Annotated in this window: 23 protein-coding genes; 10 read left to right on the top strand and 13 right to left on the bottom strand. The window is 61.2% G+C overall.

Going from position 1 to position 26,233, the window contains the following annotated elements; genetic code table 11:
- Nucleotides 1–56: 56 nt before the first annotated feature.
- A complete protein-coding gene (gene ccoG, locus AB4N82_RS27350; protein WP_122764272.1) occupies nucleotides 57–1,466 on the bottom strand; it encodes a cytochrome c oxidase accessory protein CcoG in 1,410 nt (469 codons plus the stop codon).
- Nucleotides 1,467–1,650: 184 nt separating this feature from the next.
- Entirely contained in the window at nucleotides 1,651–1,890 is a 240-nt protein-coding gene (locus tag AB4N82_RS27345) for a DUF3203 family protein (protein ID WP_032886853.1), read from the bottom strand.
- 120 nt (nucleotides 1,891–2,010) lie between these two features.
- On the opposite strand from AB4N82_RS27345, the gene AB4N82_RS27340 reads away from it, so the two are divergent.
- Nucleotides 2,011–2,502 carry an MgtC/SapB family protein gene (locus tag AB4N82_RS27340; protein ID WP_032886852.1) on the top strand — a complete coding sequence of 164 codons (492 nt, stop codon included), beginning with the start codon at nucleotides 2,011–2,013 and terminating at the stop codon, nucleotides 2,500–2,502.
- Here the strand turns inward: AB4N82_RS27340 and AB4N82_RS27335 are convergent.
- Nucleotides 2,480–2,656 (bottom strand): hypothetical protein, encoded by a 177-nt coding sequence (locus AB4N82_RS27335; RefSeq protein WP_163033259.1) that lies wholly within the window; start codon nucleotides 2,654–2,656, stop codon nucleotides 2,480–2,482. The genes AB4N82_RS27340 and AB4N82_RS27335 overlap by 23 nt on opposite strands.
- Before the next feature lie 204 nt (nucleotides 2,657–2,860).
- On the opposite strand from AB4N82_RS27335, the gene AB4N82_RS27330 reads away from it, so the two are divergent.
- From AB4N82_RS27330 to AB4N82_RS27315, 4 genes are all read left to right on the top strand, one after another.
- Nucleotides 2,861–4,849, top strand: coding sequence for an alpha-1,4-glucan--maltose-1-phosphate maltosyltransferase (locus AB4N82_RS27330; protein ID WP_122764271.1), 1,989 nt, complete (start codon nucleotides 2,861–2,863; stop codon nucleotides 4,847–4,849).
- 91 nt (nucleotides 4,850–4,940) lie between these two features.
- Nucleotides 4,941–8,288 (top strand): maltose alpha-D-glucosyltransferase, encoded by a 3,348-nt coding sequence (gene treS / locus AB4N82_RS27325; RefSeq protein ID WP_032886850.1) that lies wholly within the window; start codon nucleotides 4,941–4,943, stop codon nucleotides 8,286–8,288.
- The gene (gene glgB / locus AB4N82_RS27320; RefSeq protein ID WP_122753602.1) at nucleotides 8,285–10,522 is read left to right on the top strand and encodes a 1,4-alpha-glucan branching protein GlgB; all 2,238 of its coding nucleotides are present in this window, start codon (nucleotides 8,285–8,287) and stop codon (nucleotides 10,520–10,522) included. The genes treS and glgB overlap by 4 nt, the downstream gene beginning before the upstream one ends.
- A 51-nt stretch (nucleotides 10,523–10,573) precedes the next feature.
- Nucleotides 10,574–11,740, top strand: a complete 1,167-nt coding sequence (locus tag AB4N82_RS27315; protein ID WP_032886848.1) for a GGDEF domain-containing protein — start codon at nucleotides 10,574–10,576, stop codon at nucleotides 11,738–11,740.
- Nucleotides 11,741–11,748: 8 nt separating this feature from the next.
- Here AB4N82_RS27315 and AB4N82_RS27310 read toward each other — a convergent pair whose 3' ends face one another.
- From AB4N82_RS27310 to AB4N82_RS27300, 3 genes are all read right to left on the bottom strand, one after another.
- Nucleotides 11,749–13,935: a GAF domain-containing protein gene (locus AB4N82_RS27310; protein WP_032886846.1), complete on the bottom strand. Its 2,187-nt coding sequence runs from the start codon at nucleotides 13,933–13,935 to the stop codon at nucleotides 11,749–11,751.
- 172 nt (nucleotides 13,936–14,107) lie between these two features.
- On the bottom strand, nucleotides 14,108–14,959 hold the full coding sequence (locus tag AB4N82_RS27305) for a CAP domain-containing protein (RefSeq protein WP_032886845.1): 852 nt from the start codon (nucleotides 14,957–14,959) through the stop codon (nucleotides 14,108–14,110).
- Nucleotides 14,960–15,040: 81 nt separating this feature from the next.
- Nucleotides 15,041–16,255 carry an MFS transporter gene (locus AB4N82_RS27300; protein WP_032886843.1) on the bottom strand — a complete coding sequence of 405 codons (1,215 nt, stop codon included), beginning with the start codon at nucleotides 16,253–16,255 and terminating at the stop codon, nucleotides 15,041–15,043.
- 113 nt (nucleotides 16,256–16,368) lie between these two features.
- On the opposite strand from AB4N82_RS27300, the gene AB4N82_RS27295 reads away from it, so the two are divergent.
- Both AB4N82_RS27295 and AB4N82_RS27290 read left to right on the top strand, forming a co-directional pair.
- Complete coding sequence (locus AB4N82_RS27295; protein WP_122764269.1) at nucleotides 16,369–17,250, top strand: LysR family transcriptional regulator; 882 nt, start codon at nucleotides 16,369–16,371, stop codon at nucleotides 17,248–17,250.
- 56 nt (nucleotides 17,251–17,306) lie between these two features.
- Nucleotides 17,307–17,984: a GNAT family N-acetyltransferase gene (locus tag AB4N82_RS27290; RefSeq protein WP_122764268.1), complete on the top strand. Its 678-nt coding sequence runs from the start codon at nucleotides 17,307–17,309 to the stop codon at nucleotides 17,982–17,984.
- A 43-nt stretch (nucleotides 17,985–18,027) separates the two neighbouring features.
- Here AB4N82_RS27290 and AB4N82_RS27285 read toward each other — a convergent pair whose 3' ends face one another.
- A complete protein-coding gene (locus AB4N82_RS27285) occupies nucleotides 18,028–18,663 on the bottom strand; it encodes a TetR/AcrR family transcriptional regulator (RefSeq protein WP_122764267.1) in 636 nt (211 codons plus the stop codon).
- A gap of 82 nt (nucleotides 18,664–18,745) precedes the next feature.
- On the opposite strand from AB4N82_RS27285, the gene AB4N82_RS27280 reads away from it, so the two are divergent.
- Nucleotides 18,746–19,345 carry an NAD(P)H-dependent oxidoreductase gene (locus AB4N82_RS27280; protein WP_460103934.1) on the top strand — a complete coding sequence of 200 codons (600 nt, stop codon included), beginning with the start codon at nucleotides 18,746–18,748 and terminating at the stop codon, nucleotides 19,343–19,345.
- Nucleotide 19,346: 1 nt separating this feature from the next.
- Here AB4N82_RS27280 and AB4N82_RS27275 read toward each other — a convergent pair whose 3' ends face one another.
- From AB4N82_RS27275 to AB4N82_RS27265, 3 genes are all read right to left on the bottom strand, one after another.
- Nucleotides 19,347–19,736, bottom strand: a complete 390-nt coding sequence (locus AB4N82_RS27275) for a hypothetical protein (protein ID WP_032886837.1) — start codon at nucleotides 19,734–19,736, stop codon at nucleotides 19,347–19,349.
- Between the two features lie 32 nt (nucleotides 19,737–19,768).
- On the bottom strand, nucleotides 19,769–21,025 hold the full coding sequence (locus AB4N82_RS27270) for a 3-phosphoshikimate 1-carboxyvinyltransferase (RefSeq protein ID WP_122764265.1): 1,257 nt from the start codon (nucleotides 21,023–21,025) through the stop codon (nucleotides 19,769–19,771).
- A 90-nt stretch (nucleotides 21,026–21,115) separates the two neighbouring features.
- Nucleotides 21,116–21,670: a UPF0149 family protein gene (locus tag AB4N82_RS27265; RefSeq protein ID WP_032886834.1), complete on the bottom strand. Its 555-nt coding sequence runs from the start codon at nucleotides 21,668–21,670 to the stop codon at nucleotides 21,116–21,118.
- 160 nt (nucleotides 21,671–21,830) lie between these two features.
- Between AB4N82_RS27265 and AB4N82_RS27260 the strand changes: the two genes are divergently transcribed.
- Nucleotides 21,831–22,643 (top strand): crotonase/enoyl-CoA hydratase family protein, encoded by an 813-nt coding sequence (locus AB4N82_RS27260; protein WP_122764263.1) that lies wholly within the window; start codon nucleotides 21,831–21,833, stop codon nucleotides 22,641–22,643.
- Nucleotides 22,644–22,648: 5 nt separating this feature from the next.
- Nucleotides 22,649–23,482 (top strand): NAD(+) diphosphatase, encoded by an 834-nt coding sequence (nudC, locus tag AB4N82_RS27255; protein ID WP_032886832.1) that lies wholly within the window; start codon nucleotides 22,649–22,651, stop codon nucleotides 23,480–23,482.
- Here nudC and AB4N82_RS27250 read toward each other — a convergent pair.
- The 3 genes from AB4N82_RS27250 to AB4N82_RS27240 form a co-directional block, all read right to left on the bottom strand.
- Nucleotides 23,450–24,229 carry a TSUP family transporter gene (locus tag AB4N82_RS27250; protein WP_032886830.1) on the bottom strand — a complete coding sequence of 260 codons (780 nt, stop codon included), beginning with the start codon at nucleotides 24,227–24,229 and terminating at the stop codon, nucleotides 23,450–23,452. The genes nudC and AB4N82_RS27250 overlap by 33 nt on opposite strands.
- Nucleotides 24,230–24,424: 195 nt before the next feature.
- A complete protein-coding gene (pcsA, locus tag AB4N82_RS27245) occupies nucleotides 24,425–25,141 on the bottom strand; it encodes a phosphatidylcholine synthase (protein ID WP_032886829.1) in 717 nt (238 codons plus the stop codon).
- Nucleotides 25,142–25,289: 148 nt separating this feature from the next.
- Entirely contained in the window at nucleotides 25,290–26,216 is a 927-nt protein-coding gene (locus AB4N82_RS27240; RefSeq protein ID WP_122764262.1) for a class I SAM-dependent methyltransferase, read from the bottom strand.
- Nucleotides 26,217–26,233: the final 17 nt, after the last annotated feature.

Raw genomic sequence — 26,233 nt, 5'->3', positions numbered from 1 at the left:
AATCCGGGAGAGGGCAAGCCGCTCCCACATTGGATTCTCACTGATTTAGATAGATCTCAGCGGTTCAACGGCGCCACAAAGCGGCTGTCGGCAACGCTATAGATCCCTGGCTCATCTACATCCATCACTTTGAAGCGCAATGTCTGGGAACTGCTCGCGGGTTTCTCCGCGAGCAATGCCACCGACACCGGCACATCTATGATTTCCCCCGGCGCCAGGCTGATCTCGGTCTTGCCTTGCAGTTGGAAGCCGTCGGCCTCCACGAGCTCCACCCGATAATCCTGGCGTTGCTGGGTCTTGTTGATGACCTTGAGGCTGTAGATGTTTTCGATCTGGCCCTGGGCGTTCTCGCGGAACATGCCACGGTCTTTGGTCACGTCCAGCGACACCATCGGCCGCTCCACCAGTGCTACTGCCAGCGCGGCAATCATCACCAGCAGCACCGCACTGTAGCCGATCAGACGGGGCCGTAGCAGACGGGTTTTGCCGCCTTGCAGTTGATGCTCGCTGGTATAGCTCACCAGACCACGGGCATAACCCATTTTGTCCATGATCGAATCACAGGCGTCGATGCAGGCCGCGCAGCCGATGCATTCCATTTGCAGGCCATCGCGGATATCAATGCCGGTGGGGCAGACCTGCACGCACAGGTGGCAGTCAATGCAGTCACCCAGGCCGACATCGGCCGGCTTGACCTCGCGTTTGCGCGGGCCACGGTTCTCGCCACGGGCGCTGTCGTAGGAAATGGTCAGGGTATCTTTATCGAACATCACGCTCTGGAACCGCGCATACGGACACATGTGCATGCACACCGCCTCACGCAGCCAACCGGCATTGATGTAGGTCGCGGCGGTGAAAAACAGTACCCAGAACAGGCTCACGCCCCCCATTTGCCAAGTCAGCAGTTCCTCGGCCAACGGGCGGATAGGCGTGAAGTAGCCGACAAAGGTCAGCCCAGTCAGCACGCTGATACCCAGCCACAGCGTGTGCTTGGCCGAGCGCCTTGCCAGTTTGTTGAGGCTCCAGGGCGCGGCTTGCAGCTTGATGCGTTGGTTACGTTCGCCCTCAGTGACCTTTTCGCACCACATAAACAACCACGTGAACGAGCTTTGCGGGCAGGTATAGCCGCACCACACGCGGCCGGCGAACACGGTGATCGCGAACAGGCCGAAGGCGCAGATAATCAGCAGTGCCGACAGCAGGATGAAATCCTGGGGCCAGAACGTCGCGCCAAAAATATGGAATTTGCTTTCCGCCAGATCCCACAGCACGGCTTGGCGCCCGCCCCAGTTCAGCCACACGGTGCCGAAAAACGCCAGGAACAGAAAGCCGGCACCGGCTACGCGCAAGGTGCGGAACAGTCCGGTGAAGCTGCGGGTATGGATCAGGGTGTCGCTGGATTTGGCCTTCACCTTCTTTGGGTGTATGGGCTCAAAGGTTTCCACGGTTGGGATTCGTTCGCTCATGGTCGTTCGCTCATCAGCCTCCATCAGGCGGATGAACTATGGGCCGGGGACTGTTTGCATAACAGACTCAGCTAGCGCGATAAAAAGCGGATCAGATGGTCCGTGTGGTGAGCTCTGCGACAATCTGCTGCACCCCGGCGCGCCTGGGGTGCAGGGGCATTTCAGCGGTAATGATACAGATCAATCAAATCAGCGAACCAGGCTCCGTGGCCTTCACATGGTTGCGTCCGTCTGTCGCGCCTTCGACGGTCAAGGCGTCTGCTTCAGCTTCGGTGATGTAGGTGCGCTCGCCCGCAAGTTCTACGTAGGACATGGACTTGTCATCGTCCGTCAATATCTTCACTCGGGTGGCGGGGACGCTCTGTTCCTGGCCATTGTCGTCGAGCGTGAAATAGCACAGGTGGTTTTCAATACGCAGGGTCATGTCGAACTCCTTTCTCATCGGCTATGAACCTTAGGGGATGGTGCCGTGGCGTGGTTCAAGGCAACTGACTGGCGGTAGGCGCTGTCCATGACTTAACCGCTTCTTTAAAGGACAGGATCCATGGACGCTTGGTGGCATGAAGTGTGGCAAACCCTGCAGGCCGAGTTCGCCGATATCGGCGATGCCAAACAACTGACCCAGATCACCGTGCGCCTGCTGATCGCCGCCGTACTCGGCGGCATCCTGGGGTTTGAGCGCGAGAGCAAGGGCAAGGCCGCCGGGGTACGGACCCACATGCTGGTGGCGTTGGGCGCCGCGCTGTTTGTGATGGTGCCGCAGATGTCAGGTAATCAGGCGGATGCCATGAGTCGCGTGGTGCAGGGCGTTATCGCGGGGATCGGCTTTCTCGGCGCAGGCACGATCATCAAAGGCAAGGATGATGAAGAGGGGCATGTCAAAGGCCTGACCACCGCCGCCGGCCTGTGGATGACCGCTGCGATTGGGGTCTCGGCCGGGTTGGGCCGGGAATCGACAGCGGTCCTGAGTACGTTGCTGGCCTTGGCGGTGTTCAGCGTGATGCCGAAAATCGTCAAGCGTTTCGAGAAGGACTGACGATCACAGGGGGCATGGTTGTCGGCGGCTCTTCCACCGGTGGCGGCTCATTTTCGGGCGGCTCTTTTTCTGGAATCGGCTCCGGTTCGGTGGGCGGCAGGGTCGGATTGTCGATATTAGGATCAGGGGTTTCAGCCGGGATCGGGATATTCATCGGTGTGGCCTCCTTTGTGCTTTGCTCTACCGGTGGACAACCGCCCGGGCGATTTGATTCCCCGCTCAATGGCGGAACATCCACCTGAACTTTTGACCAAGCCTCAGGCTCGGACCTATTACGGCCTTGCTCAGGGAGAGCGTCGCCGTCTCAGAATTCGGATCAAGCAAAGAGCGTCCACAGGGCGTAAGGGGAAGATGCTCGATGACTGCTGAAACTCAGGTTCCAGATGTTTCCTTATTGCCGCTGTCCCAGGCGCTGTTGCTGCCCAGGATTGCAATCGAAAGCACCATGCCTGTGATTGATGGCGGTGAATTCGCCGTTAAGGCCGCAGTGGGCCAGCGGGTCACCGTGACCAGCAAGGTGTTCGCCGATGGCCACGACAAACTCGCCGTATTGATCCGCTGGCGCCCGCTGCAGGACGAAAGCTGGCACAGCGTGGTGATGGCGGATGTGGGCAACAACGGTTGGGAGGGCGCATTTACCGTCACCGACCAGGGCCCTCACGAATACTGCATCGAAGCCTGGATCGATACCTTCGCCAGCTTTTGCTACGAGCTGCGCAAAAAGCACGAGGCCGGTGTGCCGGTCAGCCTGGAGTTGCAGGAAGGCCGCAGCCTGGTGTTGCAGGCCGCCGAACGCAGTGACAACGAACTGCGCGATCGCTTGATGCTGCTGCACCACGAACTGTCCGGCCTGCTGGAAACCGAGCAGGTCGCACTGTTTCTGCACGAAGACAGTGCACATTTGATGACTCAGGCCGATCACCGCGCCTATTTGAGCATCAGTGCCGTATACCCGATTGATGTGGAGCGTGAAGCGGCGCAATTCGCCAGCTGGTACGAGCTGTTTCCGCGCTCGATCACTGATGATCCGGCCCGTCACGGCACCTTCAACGATGTGCACGTACGCCTGCCGATGATCCATGACATGGGCTTCGACGTGCTGTACTTCCCGCCGATCCACCCCATCGGCCGCAGCCACCGCAAGGGCAAGAACAATTCCCTCACTGCCGGCCCCGACGATCCGGGCAGCCCGTACGCCATTGGCAGTGAGGAGGGCGGCCACGAAGCCATCCACCCGCAACTGGGCAGTCGCGATGATTTCCGCCGCCTGGTCCAGGCTGCCGCCGATCATGGCCTGGAAATCGCCTTGGACTTTGCCATCCAGTGCTCCCAGGATCACCCGTGGCTCAAGCAGCATCCGGGTTGGTTCAACTGGCGTCCGGACGGGACGATCAAATACGCGGAAAACCCGCCGAAAAAGTACCAGGACATCGTTAACGTCGACTTCTATGCGGCGGACGCGATTCCCAGTCTCTGGACGGAGTTGCGCGACATCGTAGTGGGCTGGGTGGAAGAGGGCGTGAAGACCTTTCGCGTCGACAACCCCCACACCAAACCGCTGCCGTTCTGGCAATGGCTGATCAGCGATGTGCGTTCAAAGTACCCCGAGGTGATCTTCCTGGCTGAAGCCTTCACCACGCCTGCGATGATGGCGCGGTTGGGCAAGGTCGGTTATTCCCAGAGCTACACCTACTTCACCTGGCGCAATACCAAGGCTGAACTGAGCGAGTACTTCACTCAGTTGAACCAATCGCCGTGGCGCGAGTGCTACCGGCCGAACTTCTTCGTCAATACGCCGGACATTAACCCAGCCTTCCTGCACGAGTCCGGCCGCCCAGGCTTTTTGATCCGGGCCGCGCTGGCGACCATGGGCTCGGGCCTGTGGGGCATGTATTCCGGTTTTGAACTGTGTGAATCAGCGCCGGTGCCGGGCAAAGAGGAATACCTGGACTCGGAGAAGTATGAAATCCGCCCAAGGGATTTCACCGCGCCCGGCAACATCATTGCCGAAATTGCCCAGCTCAACCGTATCCGCCGGCAAAATCCGGCGTTGCAGACGCATCTGGGGTTGAAGCTCTACACCGCCTGGAATGACAACATCCTGTACTTCGGCAAGCGCAGTGAGGATGGCAGTAACTTCATTCTGGTGGCGATCAACCTCGATCCATTCAACGCCCAGGAAGCGCACTTTGAGTTGCCGCTGTGGGAACTGGGGCTGCCGGATGATGCGCAGACCCAAGGCGAAGACCTGATGAACGGCCATCGCTGGACCTGGTATGGCAAGACCCAATGGACACGCCTTGATCCGCAGATGCCGTTTGGAATCTGGCGCATCACGGTTTCCTAAGTCTTGCGCAGATCCATTGTGGGAGGGGGCTTGCCCACTCCCACAACGATCGCATCGCGTCCGCAGAATTTAAGTCATTCAGGAGTTTCCAATGGCGAAGAAACCTAACCCTGCCACCTTTATCAAAGACCCGCTCTGGTACAAGGACGCGGTGATCTACCAGGTTCACGTCAAATCCTTTTTTGACTCCAACAACGACGGCATCGGTGACTTCCCCGGGCTGATCGCCAAGCTCGATTACATCGCCGACCTCGGCGTGAATACCATTTGGTTATTGCCGTTTTATCCCTCGCCTCGCCGCGATGACGGCTATGACATCGCCGAATACCGTGGCGTACACAGCGACTACGGCACCCTGGCCGACGCCAAGCGCTTTATCGCCGAGGCCCATAAGCGTGGATTGCGGGTGATTACTGAGCTGGTGATCAACCACACCTCCGACCAGCACCCGTGGTTCCAGCGTGCCCGCAAGGCCAAGCCTGGTTCGGCGGCGCGGGACTTCTATGTGTGGTCCGATGACGACCAGAAGTACGATGGCACGCGCATCATTTTCCTCGACACCGAGAAGTCCAACTGGACTTGGGACCCGGTCGCCGGCCAGTACTTCTGGCACCGTTTCTATTCTCACCAGCCCGACCTCAACTTCGACAACCCGCAAGTGATGAAGGCCGTGTTGTCGGTGATGCGTTACTGGCTGGACATGGGCATTGACGGCCTGCGCCTGGACGCCATCCCTTACTTGATCGAGCGCGACGGCACCAACAACGAGAATCTTCCCGAAACCCACGATGTGCTCAAGCAGATCCGCGCCGAAATCGACGCCAACTACCCGGACCGCATGTTGCTCGCCGAAGCCAACCAATGGCCGGAAGACACTCAGCTGTATTTCGGTGACAAAAAGGGCGACGACGGCGATGAATGCCACATGGCGTTCCACTTCCCGCTGATGCCGCGCATGTACATGGCCCTGGCCCAGGAAGATCGCTTCCCCATCACCGATATTTTGCGCCAGACCCCGGAGATTCCCGCCAACTGCCAATGGGCAATCTTCCTGCGCAACCACGATGAGTTGACCCTTGAAATGGTCACCGACAAAGAGCGCGATTACCTGTGGAATTACTACGCCGCAGATCGGCGCGCGCGCATCAACCTGGGGATTCGTCGCCGACTGGCACCGTTGCTGGAGCGGGATCGCCGGCGCGTGGAATTGCTTAACAGCCTGCTGCTGTCGATGCCCGGTACGCCGACGTTGTATTACGGCGATGAAATCGGCATGGGCGATAACATCTACCTCGGCGACCGCGACGGTGTGCGCACGCCGATGCAGTGGTCCATCGACCGTAACGGCGGCTTCTCCCGCGCCGATCCGGCCAGCCTGGTGCTGCCGCCGATCATGGATCCGCTGTACGGCTACCAGTCGGTCAATGTCGAAACCCAGACTCAAGACCCGCACTCACTGCTCAACTGGAATCGGCGCATGTTGGCGGTGCGCAAGCAATCCAAGGCGTTTGGGCGGGGCAGTTTGAAAATGCTCTCGCCGAGCAATCGCCGCATCCTGGCCTATACCCGTGAATACACCGGGGAAGACGGCCGTACGGAAATTATCCTGTGTGTGGCCAACGTGTCCCGCAGCGCCCAGGCGGCGGAATTGGACCTCTCTGCCTTCGCGGGAATGGTGCCGGTGGAGATGCTTGGCGGAAACGCTTTCCCGCCCATTGGCCAGTTGAATTTCCTGCTGACGCTGGCGCCCTACGGCTTCTATTGGTTTGTACTGGCGGCGGAAAACCAGATGCCCAGTTGGCATGTGGAACCGGCGCAGAGCATCCCTGACTTCACCACTCTGGTACTGAAAAAACGCATGGAAGAATTGCTCGAAGAACCTTGTCGCACCACCCTGGAGCAGACCTCGTTGCCGGCCTGGCTGCCCAAGCGGCGCTGGTTCGCCGGTAAGGACACCGCCATCGACAGCGTGAACATCGCTTACGGCGTGCGGTTTGGCGACCCGGAGCATCCGGTGTTGCTCAGTGAAATTGATGTCACCAGCGGCGGCCAAGTCAGTCGCTATCAACTGCCCTTTGGCTTCCTGGGTGAAGATCAGTTCACCAGTGCCTTGCCGCAACAATTGGCCCTGGCTCGTGTGCGGCGTACGCGGCAGGTGGGGCTGGTCACCGATGCCTTCAGCCTGGAGCACTTCATCCGCGCGGTGATCCAGGGGCTGCAGGCGGGTACGGTGCTCACTTCCAGCGAAGGCGATTTACGCTTTGAAGCCACGCCGCACCTGGCCCCGCTGCAACTGACGGACGACGCCCAAGTACGCTACTTGTCCGCCGAGCAGTCCAACAGTTCGGTGGTAGTGGGCGAGAGCCTGGTGCTCAAGTTGATCCGCAAAGTCAGCGCCGGCGTACACCCGGAGCTGGAAATGAGCGCCTACCTCACCGCCGCCGATTACCCGAATATCTCGCCGCTGCTGGGCTCGATGATTCGTCGCGACGCCGACGGCCAGGACAACCTGCTGATGATTGCCCAGGGTTATTTGAGCAATCAGGGCGACGCCTGGAGCTGGACCCAGAACAACCTGGAGCGCGCGATTCGCGATGAATTGGCGCAGGCCATTTCCGAGCAGGAACAGCACTACAACGCCTTGGGTGAACTGGCGGACTTTGCCGGGTTGCTCGGCCAGCGCTTGGGGGAAATGCACCTGGTGCTAGGCGCGAAGACTGACAACAAGGACTTCAAACCCGAAGTCACTACGGCCAAGGACACTCAGGCCTGGGCCAAGGACGTGGGCGCACAGCTTGACCGCGCGCTGCAATTGCTCAAGTTGCATCAACACACATTGAACCCGGCGGATCAGGCACTGGTCAGTGACTTGCTGGCGCAGAAAAAAGCCATCGGCGCCCATGTCCAGGCGTTGGCGAAAGCCACGTTGGGCGGGCTGCGTATTCGAGTTCACGGTGATTTGCACTTGGGCCAGGTACTGGTGGTGAAGGGCGATGCTTACCTGATCGATTTTGAAGGCGAGCCAGCCAGGCCATTGCATGAGCGGCGTGGCAAGCACAGCCCGTATAAAGATGTGAGCGGCGTACTGCGCTCGTTTGATTACGCGGCGGCCATGGCCTTGAATGTGCAAGGTGTGGATCATTCGCCGCAAGCCGATCTGGCCCGCAGGCGCGTGACCGATCGCTATCTGAATGAAGCACGCGAGGCATTTATCCAGGCTTATCAGACAGCTACGTCTACACTGGCGCATGACTGGCAGGATGCCAAAGGCCAGGACGCCGCGCTGACCTTGTTCAGCCTGGAGAAGGCCGCGTACGAAGTGGCTTACGAAGCGGAGAATCGCCCGACCTGGCTACCGGTGCCCCTGCAAGGGCTGCACGGGTTGCTCAGCGGGCTAGCACCTCTATCTAAAACTGCACGCGGTGGGGAGACGTCATGAATTACACGCATAAAGAACCGCTGCAGCCCAAGTTGACTGCCATGCCGGCGTCCAAGGACGTCGAAGCGCTGGTGCGCGCCGAGCACCATGACCCGTTCTCGATCCTCGGGCCACATGATGACGAGCAGGGTGGGCAATTTATCCGCGCATTCCTGCCGGAAGCTCTGAGCGTCCAGGTGTTGGCGCAGGACAGTGGCGAGCCGATCGGCAGCCTGGACGCGACCCAGGTGCCGGGCTTGTTTGTCGGGCACTTCACCACGCGCCAGGCCTACCTGCTGAAGATCCAGTGGGCCGGCGGTGAGCAAATTACCGAAGACCCCTACAGTTTCAGCCAGTTGTTGCTGGGCGAAATGGACCTGTACCTGTTTGCCGAAGGCAACCATCGCGACCTCAGCAGCTGCCTAGGTGCACAGGTGACCAGCGTCGATGGCGTGCAGGGCGTGCGCTTTGCCGTGTGGGCGCCGAATGCCCGGCGGGTGTCGGTGGTGGGCGATTTCAATATCTGGGACGGTCGCCGCCATCCGATGCGCCTGCGCCATCCTTCGGGCGTATGGGAGCTGTTTATCCCGCGTCTGCAACCGGGTGCGGCCTACAAGTACGAGATCCTGGGTGCCAATGGGATTTTGCCGCTCAAGGCTGACCCCATGGCATTGGCCACTCAACTGCCGCCGGACACTGCGTCGAAAGTCGCTCCGCCGTTGCAGGTGGATTGGCAGGACCATGAGTGGATGCAGTCGCGCAGCGAAAAGCAGAAATCCTCCGCACCGCTGTCGATCTATGAGTTGCACGTGGGCTCCTGGCAATGCGAGCTGGACGAGGCCGGCGAAGTCGCCCGCCAATACGGCTGGCGTGAACTGACGGAACGGCTGATCCCGTACGTGCAGCAACTGGGTTTCACCCATATTGAACTGATGCCGATCATGGAGCACCCGTTTGGTGGCTCCTGGGGCTATCAAGCGTTGTCGCAGTTCGCCCCGAGTGCGCGCTTTGGCTCGCCGGAAGATTTCGCCTATTTCGTCAATGCGCTGCACCAGGCCGATATCGGCGTGATCCTTGACTGGGTACCGGCGCATTTCCCCACCGATACCCACGGGCTGGCACAGTTTGACGGCACGGCGCTGTACGAATACGCCAACCCGCTGGAAGGTTTCCACCAGGATTGGGACACGCTGATCTACAACCTGGGCCGCACCGAAGTTCACGGCTTTATGCTGGCGTCGGCCCTGCATTGGCTTAAACACTTCCATATCGACGGGCTGCGTGTGGATGCGGTGGCGTCGATGCTGTACCGCGATTACTCGCGCAAGGCTGGTGAATGGGTGCCCAACCGCCACGGCGGTAGGGAGAACCTGGAAGCCATCGACTTCCTGCGTCACCTTAACGACGTAGTGGCCTTGGAAGCTCCCGGCGCGTTGGTGATCGCCGAGGAATCCACCGCCTGGCCCGGTGTGAGCCAGCCGACCCAACAGGGCGGCCTGGGCTTCAACTACAAGTGGAACATGGGCTGGATGCACGATTCGCTGCATTACATCCAGCAAGACCCGGTGTATCGCGCCCATCACCACAACGAGCTGAGCTTTGGCCTGGTGTATGCCTGGTCCGAGCGTTTTATCCTGCCGATTTCCCACGATGAGGTGGTGCACGGCAAGCACTCGTTGATCGACAAGATGCCCGGCGACCGCTGGCAGAAGTTTGCCAACCTGCGTGCCTACCTGGCGTTCATGTGGATGCATCCCGGCAAGAAGCTGTTGTTCATGGGCTGCGAATTCGGCCAGTGGCGCGAGTGGAACCACGACCAGCAACTGGACTGGTACTTGTTGCAGTACGCCGAGCACAAAGGCGTGCAGAAGCTGGTCGGCGACTTGAACCGTCTGTACCGCGAAGAGCCGGCCCTGCACGAGCAGGACGATGCGCCGCAAGGTTTCCAATGGCTGATCGGCGATGACGCGATCAACAGTGTCTACGCGTGGCTGCGCTGGAGCAAAGACGGCAAGCCTGTGCTGGTGGTGGCTAACTTCACGCCGGTGCCGCGCGAGTCCTATTCCGTTGGTGTGCCGTTTGCCGGGCGCTGGAGTGAGGTGATCAACAGTGATGCGGACATGTATGCCGGTTCCAACTTCGGTAATGGCGGCGAAGTCTTTACCCAGGATGAACCGCGCCATGGGCAACCGGTGTCGCTGTCGCTGAATTTGCCGCCGCTGGGAGTGTTGATTCTGCGACCTGAAGGGGGTTAACCGCTCTGCCGCGCGGGATTCAGTTGTCCGCGGTGCTGGCAGGGTGCCACAATGGCGCCTTTGTCATGGCAGTCGAATCAGGCGAATTTCATGAATGGCCTTGGGCGTGAGCAGGACCAGGATTGCGTTATAGAGGAGCAGGTGCGGACTGACCGTCTGCACCAGCTGTTCCGGCAGTCATTTGCCGCCATTTTGGGCAGTTACCTGGCGGCTACCATGCTCTGCTGGCTGTGTTGGGATCGCTTCGACCACGACGTTATGCTGGTCTGGATGCTGTTGCTCACAGCGTCGTCGCTGCTGCGTGTGAAGATGTTCATGGACTGGTTTCGCTGTCCCAACAGCGAGCGCACGCCGGCTCGCTGGGAGCGCCGCTACTGGGTCACTCTCGTGCTCTCTGCCGGTATCTGGGGCGCCGGTGCGTTAGCGGTGATGCCAGCGGATGATCGGCTGTCCCAAGTGCTGGTGATGTTGTTCACCGTGGGCATGTCGGTCAGCGCGGTGTCGTGTTACTCGGCCTATCGCTACATGACGCTGGCGTCTATCGGTCTGGTATTGCTGCCGTGCACCTTCTGGCTGCTGTTCCAGCCGGCTCCCATGCAGGTGGGTGTTGCCATCGCGGTGCTGGTGTTCACCACCTTTGTCGCCAGCGCCACGCGTAAATTGTCCGATGCGCTGGAAAAGGCGTTTCGCCTGACTCGGCAAATGGAAAGAGCCCACAACATTTCAACCCGTGCCGCACAGACCGATGAGCTGACCGGGCTGATGAACCGTCGTGCATTCTTCGAACATGCCCATTCGCTGTACGCACAATGCCGACACAACCAACAGCCGCTGTGCGCGCTGATGCTGGACATGGACCACTTCAAGCACATCAACGACACCTACGGACACCAGGCCGGCGACCAAGTGTTGCGCCAGATTGGAGGGGTGATCAGTGCGTCGTTTCGCAAGTCTGATGTGTATGGTCGTCTGGGCGGTGAGGAGTTTGCGGTATTGCTGCCCAATACCTCGCTGGAAACCGCACGGGGTATCGCCGAGCAGTTGATCAAGGCGATTTCCGGATTGCCGGCCGAACCGGTCACGGGGCTTTCAGCCAGCTTGGGTGTCGCCTCGGCCCATGCGCTGGATGGGGACTTGCATGGCCTGATGAACACCGCCGACAAGGCGCTGTACCGGGCCAAGGCGCTGGGCCGCAACCAAGTGGCCGTGGCGGAGTAGGGCGACGCTCAGTCCTTGAGTGTTGCCTTGATCAATACCTGCGAAAGTTGTTCGGCCGAGTAAGGCTTGGGCAGAAACTCGAAGCCTTCATAGCCGCTGTCTGCCAGCTCCTCGCTGTAACCCGAGGTCAACACCACCGGCAGGTCGGCACGACGCTGGCGTAGCAGCTTGGCCATGGCAACGCCGGTGATACCGGGCATCACGACGTCGGAGAAGATGACGTCAAAGGCCATTCCATCCTGGCCGGCCAAGCTCAGGGCTTGTTCGGCATCGGTCGCCCAGGCGGTCTGATAGCCCAAGTCTTCAAGGATTTGGCGGGCAAACCGCCCGACCTCCAGGTTGTCTTCCACGATCAGCACCCGACACTGGGTTGTGTCGTGGGGCATGGCGAGCGTTCCCTGAGGGCTTTGGGGCGGCACATCCTGTGCTTCGACCTGGGGCAGATACAGGGTAAATACGCTGCCTTGGCCGGGCGTGCTGGACACATCGATATTGCCCCCCGACTGCTTGGCGAACCCGAAGACCTGCGACAGACCCAGGCCGGTGCCTTTGCCGACGGCCTTGGTGGTAAAGAACGGCTCGAAAATCCGCTCCACGGTATCGGCGGCAATACCCGGCCCGGTATCAGCCATGGAGATGGCGATATAGGGTTGGCGTGACCCCGCATCGCCACGGATACGTGGCAGCGGCTTGCGCCCGACCACCCGTAGGCTCAGCGTACCCTGGCCGCCCATGGCGTCCCGGGCATTGAGGGCGATGTTGATCAGCGCGGTTTCAAACTGGCTCGCGTCGATGCGGGCGAAACAGGCCTGTGACGGCATCTCGACCTGCACCTGAATGCGTGCGCCGGTGACGCTTTCCAGCATCTCGCCAATGTTCTGTACCCGCTGGCCTACGTCGAAGACCTCCGGGTTGAGCGGTTGTCGACGGGCAAAGGCGAGCAACTGGCTGGTCAGCTTGCTGGCCCGCTCCACGGTATCCGAAACGGCGCTCATGTAGCGCTGGCGGCGCTCTTCCGACAGGCCTGGCTGCCGCAAAAAATCCACCGAGGAGCGAATGATCGTGAGCAGGTTGTTGAAGTCATGGGCGACGCCGCCGGTCAGCTGTCCGATGGCTTCGAGTTTCTGGGATTGGTGCAACGCGGCTTCGGCTTGGGCCAGCGCCTGTGTGCGTTCCTCCACCCGCTGTTCCAGGTAGGTGTTCAGCTCGGCATACGCTGCCAGACCTTCACGGACCTCGGCATCGGCGCGCACGCGTTCGATATGGGCCCAGGAGCGCTCGGTGACTTCCCTCAACAAGGCCAGGTCGTAGGGTGACCATGGGCGTGGGGATTTGTCGTGGACGGCCATCAATGCAGTCAGGCGTCCGTTCTTGATCAGAGGCATGCAGATAGTCGCAGTCACCCCCAGGGACTGGAAGGCCGCAGACTCTTCGGGTGGCAGCTCGCGCAGGTTGTCGCAGATCACCAGAGGCTCGCCAGCCCGCAGGCAGTTGACGGCCGCCTCGCCAAACGCCGCCAGGCTGTAGCGACCGACAATGCTCGGCGAGCCGGGCGCGGTCCAGTTGTCGCGAATGGTAAAGCCGTCTTCATCGGCGTCCATGTCGGCGTAGGCGCAATTACTCACTTGCAGGTGTTCGGCGAGCAACTGGGTAGTGCGGGTCATGATGGCTTCGGCATCGGCCGCATTGACCACGGCGTTGCCAATGGCATCCAGCACTTCCAGGCGTCTGGCGAGAAACACCGTGGCAGTGGTTTCGGTCACGGTGTCGAGCAAGCCGACCACGTGGCCTTGGGGATCACGGATCGGGCTGTAGCAGAAAGTGAAGTAGGCTTGTTCCCGCGCCTGGCCGCGTTCAACCACGAGGGGAAAGTTTTCGATATAGGTGGCATGCCCCTGGAACGCCGCGTCGGCGATATGGCTGACGTCAGCCCACACCTCGCGCCATATGTCACTGAACGGTCTTCCCAAGGCATAGGGCTTATTGCCCAGTATCGGAATAAAGGCGTCGTTGTAGATCGTGATCAACTGGGGCCCCCAGACAATGGCCTGGGGAAAGCTCGACGCGAAACACAGCGCGACGGTGGTCTTCAGAACGTCCGGCCATTGCTCCAGCGGACCGAGAGGCGTGTTGGCCCAATCATGCTGAATTACCCGTTCAGCCATGTCGCTGCTGCTTTGCAGCCAATTCATCATTGGGGGAACACCTTGTTATCGAGAGTCTTCAGCGCGCCTTTCAGTGGGTGGCGCAAAGCTACAGACCCGGTTGAACGCTGCCAGTTCAGCGCAATTATCCGATAGATGGCGTTTTGATGCTTTACTCATTTGAGTCGTTTGGATCCGCCGAGGTTGGGCGCTTGCCCAACCTTCATTGCGTGCCGAACAAACCGGTCCAGTAAATGCCCGCATCACTCTTCGGGTCCATGGCGTAGGCCGCGCCCAGTTCTCGAAATTGCGGGTTCATCAGGTTGGCACAATGACCGGGGCTGGCGAGCCAGCCATCGACCACCTTGCGCGGGGTGTCCAGGCCGGCGGCGATGTTTTCGCCGATGTTTTTGGCGATGTATCCGGCCAGCTCGGCGCGGTCGCCGGGCGTGCGGCCGTCGTGGTCCAGATGGTCGAAGAAATTGCCGTTGGCCATGTTGCGCGTGTGGCTGTTGGCGGCGCTGGCCAGGGTGTCGTTCCACGACAACGGGGTGGTCGCGGTAAATGCCTGGGTGCCGCATTGGCGAGGTTGTGTACGGGCGGCGTTGATCAAGTCCAGCAGTTTCCGGCCTTCAGTCTGCCAATCCCCCAGTCCGCTGGACAGTAAGGGCCGGGCCAGCACGATGCGCCAGTCCTGACCGCTGTTGCTCACGCCGATGTCGATAAATTGCGGATCCAGCACCACCCGGCAGAAGCTCTCGCGCACCGCCTTCATGGCGGACTGAGCATCCTTGGGACCGGACAGGCTGATGGCCTGCACGTTCACCATCGGATACGCGGCCCGGGCCAGCGCCTGCTGAAGGTCGCCGACGTTAGTGGCCGGCAGCACCAGCCGTGTGTCGCTCGCCAGTGGCGGCAGTTCCTGGGAACCCTGGTCACCGCAGCGCTGCACCTGGCTGCGGTACTCGTTGATCTGTTGCACCAGCTGACTTTCTTCATTCGCCATCGCGCTGGCGCAGAACACCGTACTGGCGGCCAGCGTCGTAAGACCCATCATCAATGACAGAACGCGCATGGACGTTACCCTTGAGCTTGAAAGTGCCCATGATGCGCGATGTAACCCCATCTGGCGCAACGCCTTTTTTGTTTTTTTGCCTCAGTGGGGGTTATGAAGGCCGTTCACGGCACGGTTGCGGCCCGATGCCATCACTGCGGCCAGGAGGATCAGGCCGCACGCGACGGCGAAGGTGGCGTGCAGGCCATTCGCCAGTGATTGTGGGGTGGCGTGGGTTATATCGGGTGCAGTCCAGGCGAATACGGCGCTGAGTGCCCAAGCACCGACAATCAGGCCGAGGTTGCGCGACAGGTTCAATAGACCCGAGACCGTGCCGCGCCGAATCGCTGCGACATTGCGCATCACGGCGGTATTGTTCGCCGCCTGGAAGAGGCTGTAGCCCGCCGTCAAAACAATCAGCGCGCCCAGGTAGGTGAACAACTCCGAAGCCAACGTCAGCAGCAGGGCACCGCACAGCAGAATGCCGAGCCCGCTGCAGGTCATGCGTTGGCTGCCCAGGCGGTCGGTCAGGCGGCCCGCCGGTATGCCGGTGATTGCTGCGACACAGGGCCCGACCGCCATGGCCAGGCCCATCGAGGCTGGGTCGAGCCCCAAACCACGGGACAGGTAAAACGGCCCGACAACAAAGGTGGCCATGATCACCGCCGCTACCAGCGCGCTCATCGCCAAGCCCGTGCGCAATGACGAATCCTTTAACAACGCCCAGATACCCAGGTCGCTGGATGCCGGCGTGTGTCGCTGATCCACCGGCAGAAAACGCCAGGCAAGGGCGACGGCCAGCAGGCCCAGCGGCACGCCCACCAGAAACAATGCACGCCAGCCCCACAGGCTCAGCAATACGCCTCCGACGCTGGGGCCCATAGCGGTTCCGACCGCCGACATGGTGCCCAGCAAACCCATCACCCGGCCGGTGCGGCCCTGGGGCACGGTATCGCCGACCATGCCCAAGGCCATGGCCATCATGATCGCTGCACCAAGGCCTTGCAGGCTGCGCGCGGCAATCAGCGCGTTGAGCGAGGACGCGCCGCCGCACAGCCCGCAGGCCAGGCTGAACAGCAGCAAGCCGCCTATTAGCAACCGACGTCGCCCCAGGCGATCACCCAGGCGGCCGGCGCTGAGGATCACCGCCGTGATCGCCAGCAGATACGCCAGCACCACCCACTGCACGGCGTGGAAGGACGCGTCGAACGCCTGCGTCAGGCTGGGCAGGCCCACATTGGCGATGCTGGTGCCGAGTGAGGCCAGCAGCATGGACAGCGACAGGCTGATGAGGCTGCCGCGCGGGGACGTAGACATGGGCAATTCCTTGAATGAAGGCAACTGTCACAAATCTACGGCGTCGCCTAACATGGCGGAAGACGCAGGAGTTGCAGTGAATACCTGCACCAAACGCCTGATGAGAACTTCTCATGCCTGATCTGAATTTGCTGATCACCCTGGATGTGCTGCTCGCCGAAGGCAGCGTCGCCGGCGCGGCCAAGCGCCTGGGTTTGAGCCCCTCGGCCATGAGTCGCGCCTTGGCCCGCCTGCGTGAAACCACCGGCGACCCCTTGCTGGTGCGCGCCGGTCGCGGCCTGGTGCCCACGCCACGGGCGGTGGAGCTGCGTGAACAGGTCAGTGATTTGGTTCAGGCTGCCCACGCGGTGCTGCGGCCTGCGCAGTCTGTGGACATGGCGGTGGTGGCGCGTACCTTCACCTTGCGCACTAGTGAAGAGTTCGTCGAAAACTTTGGCCCGGCGCTGCTGGCACGCATCGCCCGAGAGGCGCCCGGCGTGCGCCTGCGTTTTATCAATAAAAACGACAAGGACAGCACGCTGCTGCGCGACGGCAGTGTCGATCTGGAAACCGGCGTGGTCGATCCCACCGCCAGCCCTGAAGTGCTGACCCAGGCGTTGTTCCGCGACCGCTTGATTGGCGTAGTGCGCAACGGCCATCCCCTGAGCCTGGGTGAAATCAGCGTCGCGCGTTATGCCGAGGGCCAGCACGTCTATGTCTCGCGGCGTGGGCAGGCGCGCGGTCAGATCGACGATGCGCTCGAAACCTTGGGCTTCACGCGGCAGATCACCAGCATTGTCGCGGGTTTCTCTACTGCCATCTCCCTGGCCCGCGACACCGACGTGATCGCTAGTGTGCCGGAACGCTACACCGCCCACCGTCGCGACCTGTTTTGTTTTGCCCTGCCGCTGACGTTGCCGACCTTTACTGTGGCGATGCTCTGGCACCCACGGCTGGACGCGGACTTGGCGCACCGCTGGCTGCGCGGGTGCCTGCGTGAGGTCTGCGGGCAATAGACCGTGCGCAACAGGTACAATCCCCGCTGCCTAGACGTGAACCCCCAGGAATTTGCATGTTCAGCCTTACCCGCTACACCACACCATGCCCCGAGCCCATCAATGGCCAGATCCTGCAGATGGTGGTGGACAACCTCACTGACATCAGCAGCGTCGCGTTGCCGCCGAGCAACCTGCTCTACAACATCTACCAGTATGCGGTTGGCTTTGAAGTGCACCTTTACCTGCAGGCGCTGAATGGGGAGAAGGGCATTGACGTCGAACTGATCGTGGCTACCGACGCCGAGGACTCGGAGACCGTCATCGGTTTTCTGCTCTGCCTGCCGGTGAAGGATGATCCCGAAGCCTGTGGCATTGCCTTCATGGCTGTAAAAGCCGGTTTGCGCCGCCAGGGCGTGGCACGGGGGATGATGCAAGACGTGCTGGCGCGCTATCCCTATGCCGAATTAGCGTGTGCCGTGGAAAAGGTGCCTGCGTTCGAAGCCCTCGGCTTTCAAGTACGCGCCGCACGTGGCACCCAGGTGCTGATGAACACCCGCGACTACGGCACGAATGGCTTGATGGGCGTGCTGGACGTAGCCGCGATCTACAGCTCCCTCGAAGTGCGGCAGATCCATACCTACCTGCTGCAAAAACACGGCAAGCGGGCGATGGTCGACGCGGAGAAGCAGCGGGATCGGCATCTTGACCAATTGACGCGCAAAGTCCGGTTGTTCGTGCAGGAGCGGGGCTGAAACAGAGCGCCAACCACCGATCCCCTGTAGGTGCTCCCGAGCTTTAGCGAGGCAGCGATTGCAGTGGGTCAGGCGACAAAACAGGCGCGCGGTTAACCATCGCCAATAGGATCGCCAACAATTCGTGCTGGGCTTCTTCTCGGCTGATTTCGCCGTCGGCCGCTGCGTGGGACAAGGCTTCCGCCGCGCCCAGCATGGCCCGCAGGCCGGCTTGTGACAGCGTGCCGTTGGGGGCGAAGGGCGCCAGGGCGTCACGGCATTTGTCGAGAAAAATGGCCTCGTATTTACGCTTCAGCGCTTCCAGCTCCGGTGAGCCGCTCAACGCGGCGGTCACGCCCGGAATTTCCCGACCCTGCAATAACACGCAGTCCACGTAGGACGCGGCGATGACCCAGGCGCGGTCTTGCAGGGTTGCACGGCTGGCCTCGATGGCATCGGCGAAGGCTTGGTTCTGACGCCCGTCGAAGTCTTCATACAGCGCCGCCAACAACCCCGCACGGGTGACGAAATGGTCATAGACCACCGGTTTGGTCACGCCCGCCAGTTCCGCCAGGCGGCCCAGGGTCAGGGCGTCGGTGCCTTCCTCGCGCACCAGTTGCCAGGCCACTTCCAACAATTGATGCAGGCGATCCTCACGGGACAAACGACGACGTGGGGCAGGGGATTCAGTGCTTGACATGCTTATATACCAAAAGTAACTTATTTGAATTAACTTACCAAAAGTAACTAAGCCTAGCCTAAACCGAAAGAGAGTCAATGTCATGCACGCACTGATCGTTGTTGCTCATCACGACCCACAATCCCTCACCCACAGCATCGCCACGCAAGTCGCTGCAGGCCTCAGCGGTTGCGGCCACACCTACGAAATCGCCGACCTCGCCGCCGAAGGTTTCGACCCGCGCTACACCGCCGCCGACCACCGCGTACACCGTAACCACGCCACGCCACCGGCTGATGTGCTCGCTGAACAGGCGCGCCTCGACCGCGCCGCCGCCTTGGTGCTCGCTTTCCCTATCTACTGGTGGTCGCTGCCGGGGCTGCTCAAGGGGTGGGTCGATCGGGTGTTCGTCAATGGCTGGGCGATCGACTATGGCCCGGATACCCCAGTGGTGAAAAAACTGCGGCATTTGCGGGTGCACCTGTTGGCCCTCGGCGCTGCGGATACCGGCGCGTTTGACCGCCACGGCTATGCCACGGCGATGCGCACGCAGATCGACTACGGCATCTTTGATTACTGTGGGGCGAAGGTGGTGACGTCCGAGCTGTTGTTGGACTCAGAGGGCGGAGCAGCCGAGGCGCATCTGAAAACGGCAAAGGCCGTCGGGCAGCGGCTGTTCGAAGCCGAGACAGTCGCCGGTTGAGTCAACCTTCGCGAAACAGGTCGTGGGCATCCAGCAGGCGGTAGGCGATTTCCGGGCGTTTCTCAAGACCTCGACGAATCGCCGCCGGGATCGATTGCCGAGTCTTGCGGCACATGCCCGGTAGTTCGTCGATAACGATCTGGATCCCGCGCATGCTTTTGACCTCGGTGTGTCCCGGCGCAATATGCACGCGAATGCCCAGTTGCTGGTACATCAGCTGTTGCATGCGCTCCAGGTCTTGCAGGCTCTTGAGGTCTTCGAGGCGGTCGAGCAGGCGTTTTTCTTCCTGGCGCGTGAGGTTGAGGATGCGCAGGTCGGCGCCGGGGGCTTCAAGCAATTGCTCGCGGTCGCAGACACAGGCGCCGGGTGGGCAGGGTTGGCGAATTGTCATGTGCATTCCCTCCCCATTTCGGCGCCGCTGACTCAGTAGCTCAGTGCGACCCCAAGACTGCCAAGGGCCTTCCAGTACTCAGGATAGGTCTTGGCCACGCAGTCCGGATCCTGGATGCGGATCCCCGACACTTTCAAACCAGCCAGGGCAAAGCACATGGCGATGCGGTGGTCGGCGTGTGTGTCGATGAGCGCGTTGCACGATGTACCGGCCAGTCCAGGATCAGCGGCCACCAGCAGGTCATCGCCTTCGATGGTCGCCAGGCCTGGACGGATTTCATTGAGGCCGTCATGCAGTGCCTGCACGCGATCACATTCCTTGACCCGAAGGTTGGCCAGCTCTGTGAAGCGCACCGGGGTGTTGTTGAACGCGGCCAGCACGGCCAGCGTCGGGATCGCATCCTGCATCTGCGAACCGACCACGGTGGCCTGCATGTTCGGGAACTGGGCGATCACGGCCTGGGCCTTGGCGTCCGGTTGGGTGAAGTCCTGCGCGGCCACGCCGATGTCGATACGGCCACCGGTCAACACTTCAGCAGCCCACAGGTACGTGGCAGCGGACGCGTCGGGTTCGATCAAGTAGTCATGGGCGGTGTAGCCAGTGGGGGCTACACGCCAGGTGGTGTCGTTGACCTCATCAACCTGCGCCCCGAAGGCACGCATGCAGTCCAGGGTCAGGTCCACGTAGCCACGGGCGCCGATGTCCTTGCCGGTCAACGCCACCTCAATCGGAGCTTCACCGCACGCGGCCAGCATCAATAGGGCCGAGACGTATTGGCTGGACAAACCACCGTCGATCTCAAAACGCTTGGCCTGGACCTTGCCCACGCCGTGCACGGTCACCGGTGGGCAACCGGTCGGGCTGTCGACCTGGATGCCGTTCTCGCTGAGGGTGGTCAGCAGCGGGCCGATCGGGCGCTTCTGCATATAGTGGTCGCCGTCCAGCACCACGGCGCCTTCGACGGTTGCGCCGGCGGCGGTGAGAAAGCGCATCGCCGTGCCGGCATTGCCCAGGAACAGCGGTTGCGCAGGCAACTGAAGCTTGCCGCTGCCTGTGACGACAAAGGTGGTGTCATCCGGCTCATCGATGGTAACGCCCATTTGGCGCAGGGCCACCGACATGTGGCGGGTGTCGTCGCTTTTCAGCGCGCCACTGAGGCGGCTGGTGCCCTTGGCCAGGGCGGCCAGCAGCAGGGCGCGGTTGGTAATGGACTTGGAGCCGGGCGGTGCGACCTTGCCGTTCAGGGGGAAGTTGGGCGGTGTAACGGTCACGGTTTTCTGCGAACTCAAGGTACAAGGCTCCTGATCAAGGCAAGGTGGGACGGAGTGGCCGACGGGCGGACCCGAATAATCGGCCAAAGGTGCAGTGCTTGTCGAGGTTTAGCGCCGGCTCAACCAGTAATCATGCAGGGCCCGCGCGGCCGGTTCGATCTCGCTGACGCGTTGCTGGTGAGCCTGCACATCCAAGTCGGCCGGCAACTCGAAGTTGTCCTGCTCGGCGCACCAGGAGATTTTCTCCAACTGCGCGGCCTGTTCGGCAGGCAGTTGCGGCCAGTTGCCGATGGCTGCGCCTCGGATATAGCCAAAGCACCATTCTTCCGCGAGGGTTACGGTTTGGCCTTGATGTTCGGTGTCGTCGAAGCGTGCTTTGAAGCCTTGTGCGTCGGTCGCCAGTTGGGCGGCCAGGGTGTTGCTGTGACGTACGCACAACTCCAGAAAGCGCTGGGCGTCGTCCATGCTGTCCCATTCAGGGTTCTGACCACCCCAGATTGCCGGGAACCACTCGGCTACATCCACCTGTGCCGGGCTGGACACCAATGCGGTGAAGTAACCGTCGAGCTCCGCCAAGTTCAGCACCGAATGGTCATCGCCGTACTTGAGCAGGGTTTCTTCGATGAAGTCGAAATCGGCGGGGGCAAGGGGTTGGGCGTGCATGGCATTTCCTTAAAACGTCGAGCGCCGCACAGAAGGCGGCTTAAAGCGCCAAGGATGGCGCCTGGCAGGGTTTTTTGCCAGTCCCGCTTTTGGCCGATGCGCCGTGGTGGACCCTTGTTATAGTTCGGGCCTTATCACTCGCCAGTCAGGGATCACTGCCATGTCCGAATACCAAGCGTTCGTCGTCGAAGTCACTGGCAACGTTGCCCATGTGCAGATCAACCGCCCGGAAAAGATCAACGCGATGAACGCGGTGTTCTGGACCGAGATCATCGACATTTTCCAATGGGTCGAAGACACCGACGCCGTGCGTGCCGTGGTGCTCAGCGGCGCCGGCAAGCATTTCTCGTCCGGTATCGACCTGATGATGTTGGCCTCCGTGGCCAACGCCTTTGGCAAGGACGTGGGCCGCAACGCGCGGCTGCTGCGCCGCAAAATCCTGGAGCTGCAAGCCTCGTTCAACGCGGTCGACAACTGCCGCAAGCCGGTATTGGCGGCGATCCACGGCTATTGCATCGGCGGCGCTATCGACCTGATCAGCGCCTGCGACATGCGCTACGCGGCTGAAGACGCACAGTTTTCCATCAAGGAAATCGACATCGGCATGGCTGCCGACGTCGGCACCCTGCAACGGCTGCCACGCATCATCGGTGACGGCATGCTGCGTGAGCTGGCCTATACCGGTCGCCAATTCGGTGCCGAGGAAGCGCGCAGCATTGGCCTGGTCAACCGCGTTTATCCCGATCACGAGCAACTGCTGGCCGGCGTACTGGAAATCGCCCATCAGATCGCCGCCAAGTCGCCGATTGCTGTGACCGGCACCAAGTCCATGATCAGTTATATGCGTGACCATACGGTCAATGATGGTCTCGAATACGTTGCCACCTGGAACTCGGCTATGTTGCAATCCAACGACCTGCGCGTGGCCATCGCGGCCCATATGAGTAAGCAGAAACCCGAATTCGTGGATTGACTGACATGACCCAAGGCTGGATTACCACAACGTTGCTGGACAACGACACTCCCGGCGGCTGGGCCGTCGCCCGCAGCCGCGACGGCTTTTTACATGACACCAATGGCCCGCTGTTCCCTCGGGAATGGCTCAAGCGCCAGGACTTGTCGGTGTTCGCCGAGCACGGCATCGGACACCTCGACGGGGAGCCGGTGTACTTGCTGGAACTGAACTCCGCCGCTGACGTGCCGGGCTGCGGCTGGCAAGGCCTGCGCGGCTTTATGCTGCAAGGCGATCACACCCTGTACAAAGTGCTCGGATACGCCGCCCAGATCGGCACCTGGGCGCGGGAGCATCGTTTTTGCGGCAGTTGCGGCCAGGCCATGGTCCAGGTGCCGCGGGAGCGAGCGATGTTCTGCCAGGCCTGCGACCTGCGCAGTTACCCGCGGATCTCGCCGAGCATGATCGTGCTGGTGACCCGCGGCGACGAGATTCTGTTGGCGCGTTCACCGCGTTTTGTCACTGGCGTGTACAGCACGCTGGCGGGGTTTGCCGAGCCGGGCGAGTCGGCCGAGGACTGCCTGATTCGCGAGGTGCGCGAGGAAGTGCAGGTGGAGGTCAAGAACATTCAGTACATGGGCAGCCAGTGCTGGCCGTTCCCCCATTCGATGATGCTGGGCTTTCACGCCGAGTACGCCGGTGGCGATATCGTGCCCCAGGCTGACGAGATCGAGGACGCGCAGTGGTTCAACATCCACGATCTGCCGCCGTTGCCCGCTTCACGTTCGATTGCGCGCTACCTGATCGACCTCTACCTGGCCCGTCGCTTAGGCCACGCTGAACCAGTGCTGCCAGGCTAGGCGCACCGTCAGGCCGAGGACTACGGTGATGAACACCGGGCGAATGAATTTGGCGCCGCCGCTGATTGCGCTGCGTGCGCCAAAGAATGCGCCACACATCACCGACACGCCCATTGCCAGCCCGACTATCCAGTCCACTGACCCGTTGAATATAAACACCGACAGCGCTGCCGCGTTGCTGACGAAGTTCATGCTGCGCGCAACGCCGCTGGCCTTCACCAGGTCAATGGGGTGCAGCAACATGGTGCTGACCGTCCAGAACGCGCCGGTACCGGGGCCGGCCACGCCATCGTAGAAACCCAGGCCGAAGCCTTGGGTGGACTGCCATTTCTTCTTGATTGGCGCGTCGTTATCCAGCGCTGCCTTGGGCGTGCCGCCAAACAGTAGGTACAGGCCGCAACCGAAGACGATCACCGGGAGCATTTTGTTCAGGGTTTCGGCGGGCAGGTAGTGGGCGACGACCGCGCCGGTCAATGCACCGATCAACGTGCCGACGATGGCATGAACCCATTGGCGTGGGTGGAACAGCTTGCGGCGGTAGAAGGTAAAGCTGGCGGTGGCGGAACCGAAGGTGGAACTGAGCTTGTTGGTGCCCAATACCAAGTGCGGTGGCATGCCTGCGGTGAGCAGGGCGGGCGTGGTCAGCAGGCCGCCGCCACCGGCGATGGCGTCGATGAAACCGGCGACAAAGGCCACGACGGCGAGAATGGCGAGGGTGGTGAGGTCTACGCTAAGTTCGAAAGGCATTGGGCAGGGCTTATGGTTGGCAGTGCGCAGCAAAGCGCTGTGCGAAGGGCCGCCATCTTACCTCCCAGAGGGACGCAGAACCAAATGTGGGAGGGGGCTTGTCCCCGATTGCGGTGTGCCAGTCAGCTTATCTGTCACTGATGCACCGTCATCGGGGGCAAGCCCCCTCCCACATGTTTTACCGTGTCCGGTTGGCTATTTGTGGGTGCCCAACCACTCCAGCGCCGTGCGCCAGATGCAAATCCCCAGGAAATACGCCGACATCACCGACCACAACCCGAACGTCCACGGGTTGGTATTGGGGTAATCCACCACCATCAAAAAGCTGCACAGCAACCAGATCGTGGTCACGGCGATATTGATAGGCATGAAGCGCTTGACCCGGAACGGGTGCAGGAACTTCATTGGCGTCACAGTCAGCAGGGCCAGGCCGATCACGGTCAGCAGCGTGACCCAGGCCTCCGGCTGGATGATGTATACGCACAGGGCAACCACGTTCCAGGCGGCGGGGAAGCCGACGAAGTAGTTGTCCTTGCTCTTCATGTTGACGTTGCAGAAGCAGAACAGCGACGAGACCAGGATCACCGACACCGTGAACAGATGGGTGAATTCCGGCAGGTCGATGTAGCGGTAGATGAACAGTGCCGGGATGAACACATAGGTGAGGTAATCGATCACCAGGTCCAGTACCGAGCCGTCAAAGCTGGGCAGTACCGTGCTGACATTCAACCGTCGCGCCAGGGAGCCGTCGACGCCGTCCACCACCAGCGCCAGGCCCAGCCACAGCAGGCAAGCCTTGGGTGAGTTCTCCAGCAGCGCCAGAGTGGCCAAAAACGCCAGCACCACGCCGGTGGCGGTGAAGCCGTGGGCGCCCCAGGCTTTGATTCTGGCTACATGCAGGGTCGATATCACGGGCGGTTCTCCAAAGGGTGAAACGGGGCAGCCGACAACGTGACGCCGTCGAGTCTGGCCGGGGAATGCAGGTATCGACCGGGAAGGGGGTCATAAGGTTCACCGCCCGGCGTATCACTTAGCGTAGCAAGCGTAGGACGTTTCGGCATCAGCCTTGACGGAACACCAGGGCCTTGAGGCCACTTTGCGCGTCAATATCCGGAAATTCCGGCGGGTTTTCCAGGCGTTCTACATATCGCAGGCCTGGAGCCTCGCGGGTCACGCCGTCGATCAGGAAGTCTTCGCCAAAGGCCGGGTCGTTCATGCAGGCGAGCACCGTGCCCTGCGCCGTGAGCAAATCCGGCAGGCGACGTAGTACTCGCTGGTAGTCCTTGGTCAGCAGGAAGCTGCCTTTCTGAAAGGACGGCGGGTCGATGATCACCAGGTCGTAGGGACCGCTGTTGGTGACCTTGGCCCAAGACTTGAACAAGTCGTGGCCCAAGAAGGTGACGTTGCTCAAGTCATGACCGTTCAGGCGATGGTTGTCACGGCCGCGGCTCAGGGCGCCACGGGCCATGTCGAGGTTAACCACGTGGTCGGCGCCGCCTTCGATGGCTGCCACTGAGAAACCGCAGGTATAGGCAAACAGGTTGAGCACGCGCTGACCCTTGGCTTGTTCGCGCACCCAGTTGCGACCGTAGCGCATGTCGAGGAATAGCCCACTGTTCTGCTTTTTGCCCAAGTCAATCAGGTAGCGCAGGCCGCCTTCGGTGATGGTCAATTCGTCGATGGCCTCGCCCACCAGCCATTCGGTGGTGCTTTGCGGCAGGTAGCGGTGTTGCAGCGCGACGGTGTGGGCGCCGAATCGAGCCCAGTCGAAGTCGATCAGCAGCTGATGCAACGCCTGCAGGTGCGCCGGCTCGGGTTCCTTGAACAGCGCGACCAGAATAACCCCTTGCAGCCAGTCCACCGTCAACTGTTCCAGCCCAGGCCAGCAGCGGCCACGGCCATGGAAAAGGCGTCGGGTTTCAGCCGGTGCGCTGGCCAGGGCGGTAAGCAGGTGGGCGTGCAGAGTGGCAAGTGCTTCTGGGGTCATCGTTGAGCGTCGGTCGT

The organism is Pseudomonas sp. H1_D04 (genome assembly GCF_054683855.1).
This window is presented reverse-complemented; position numbering and strand designations above follow the sequence as displayed.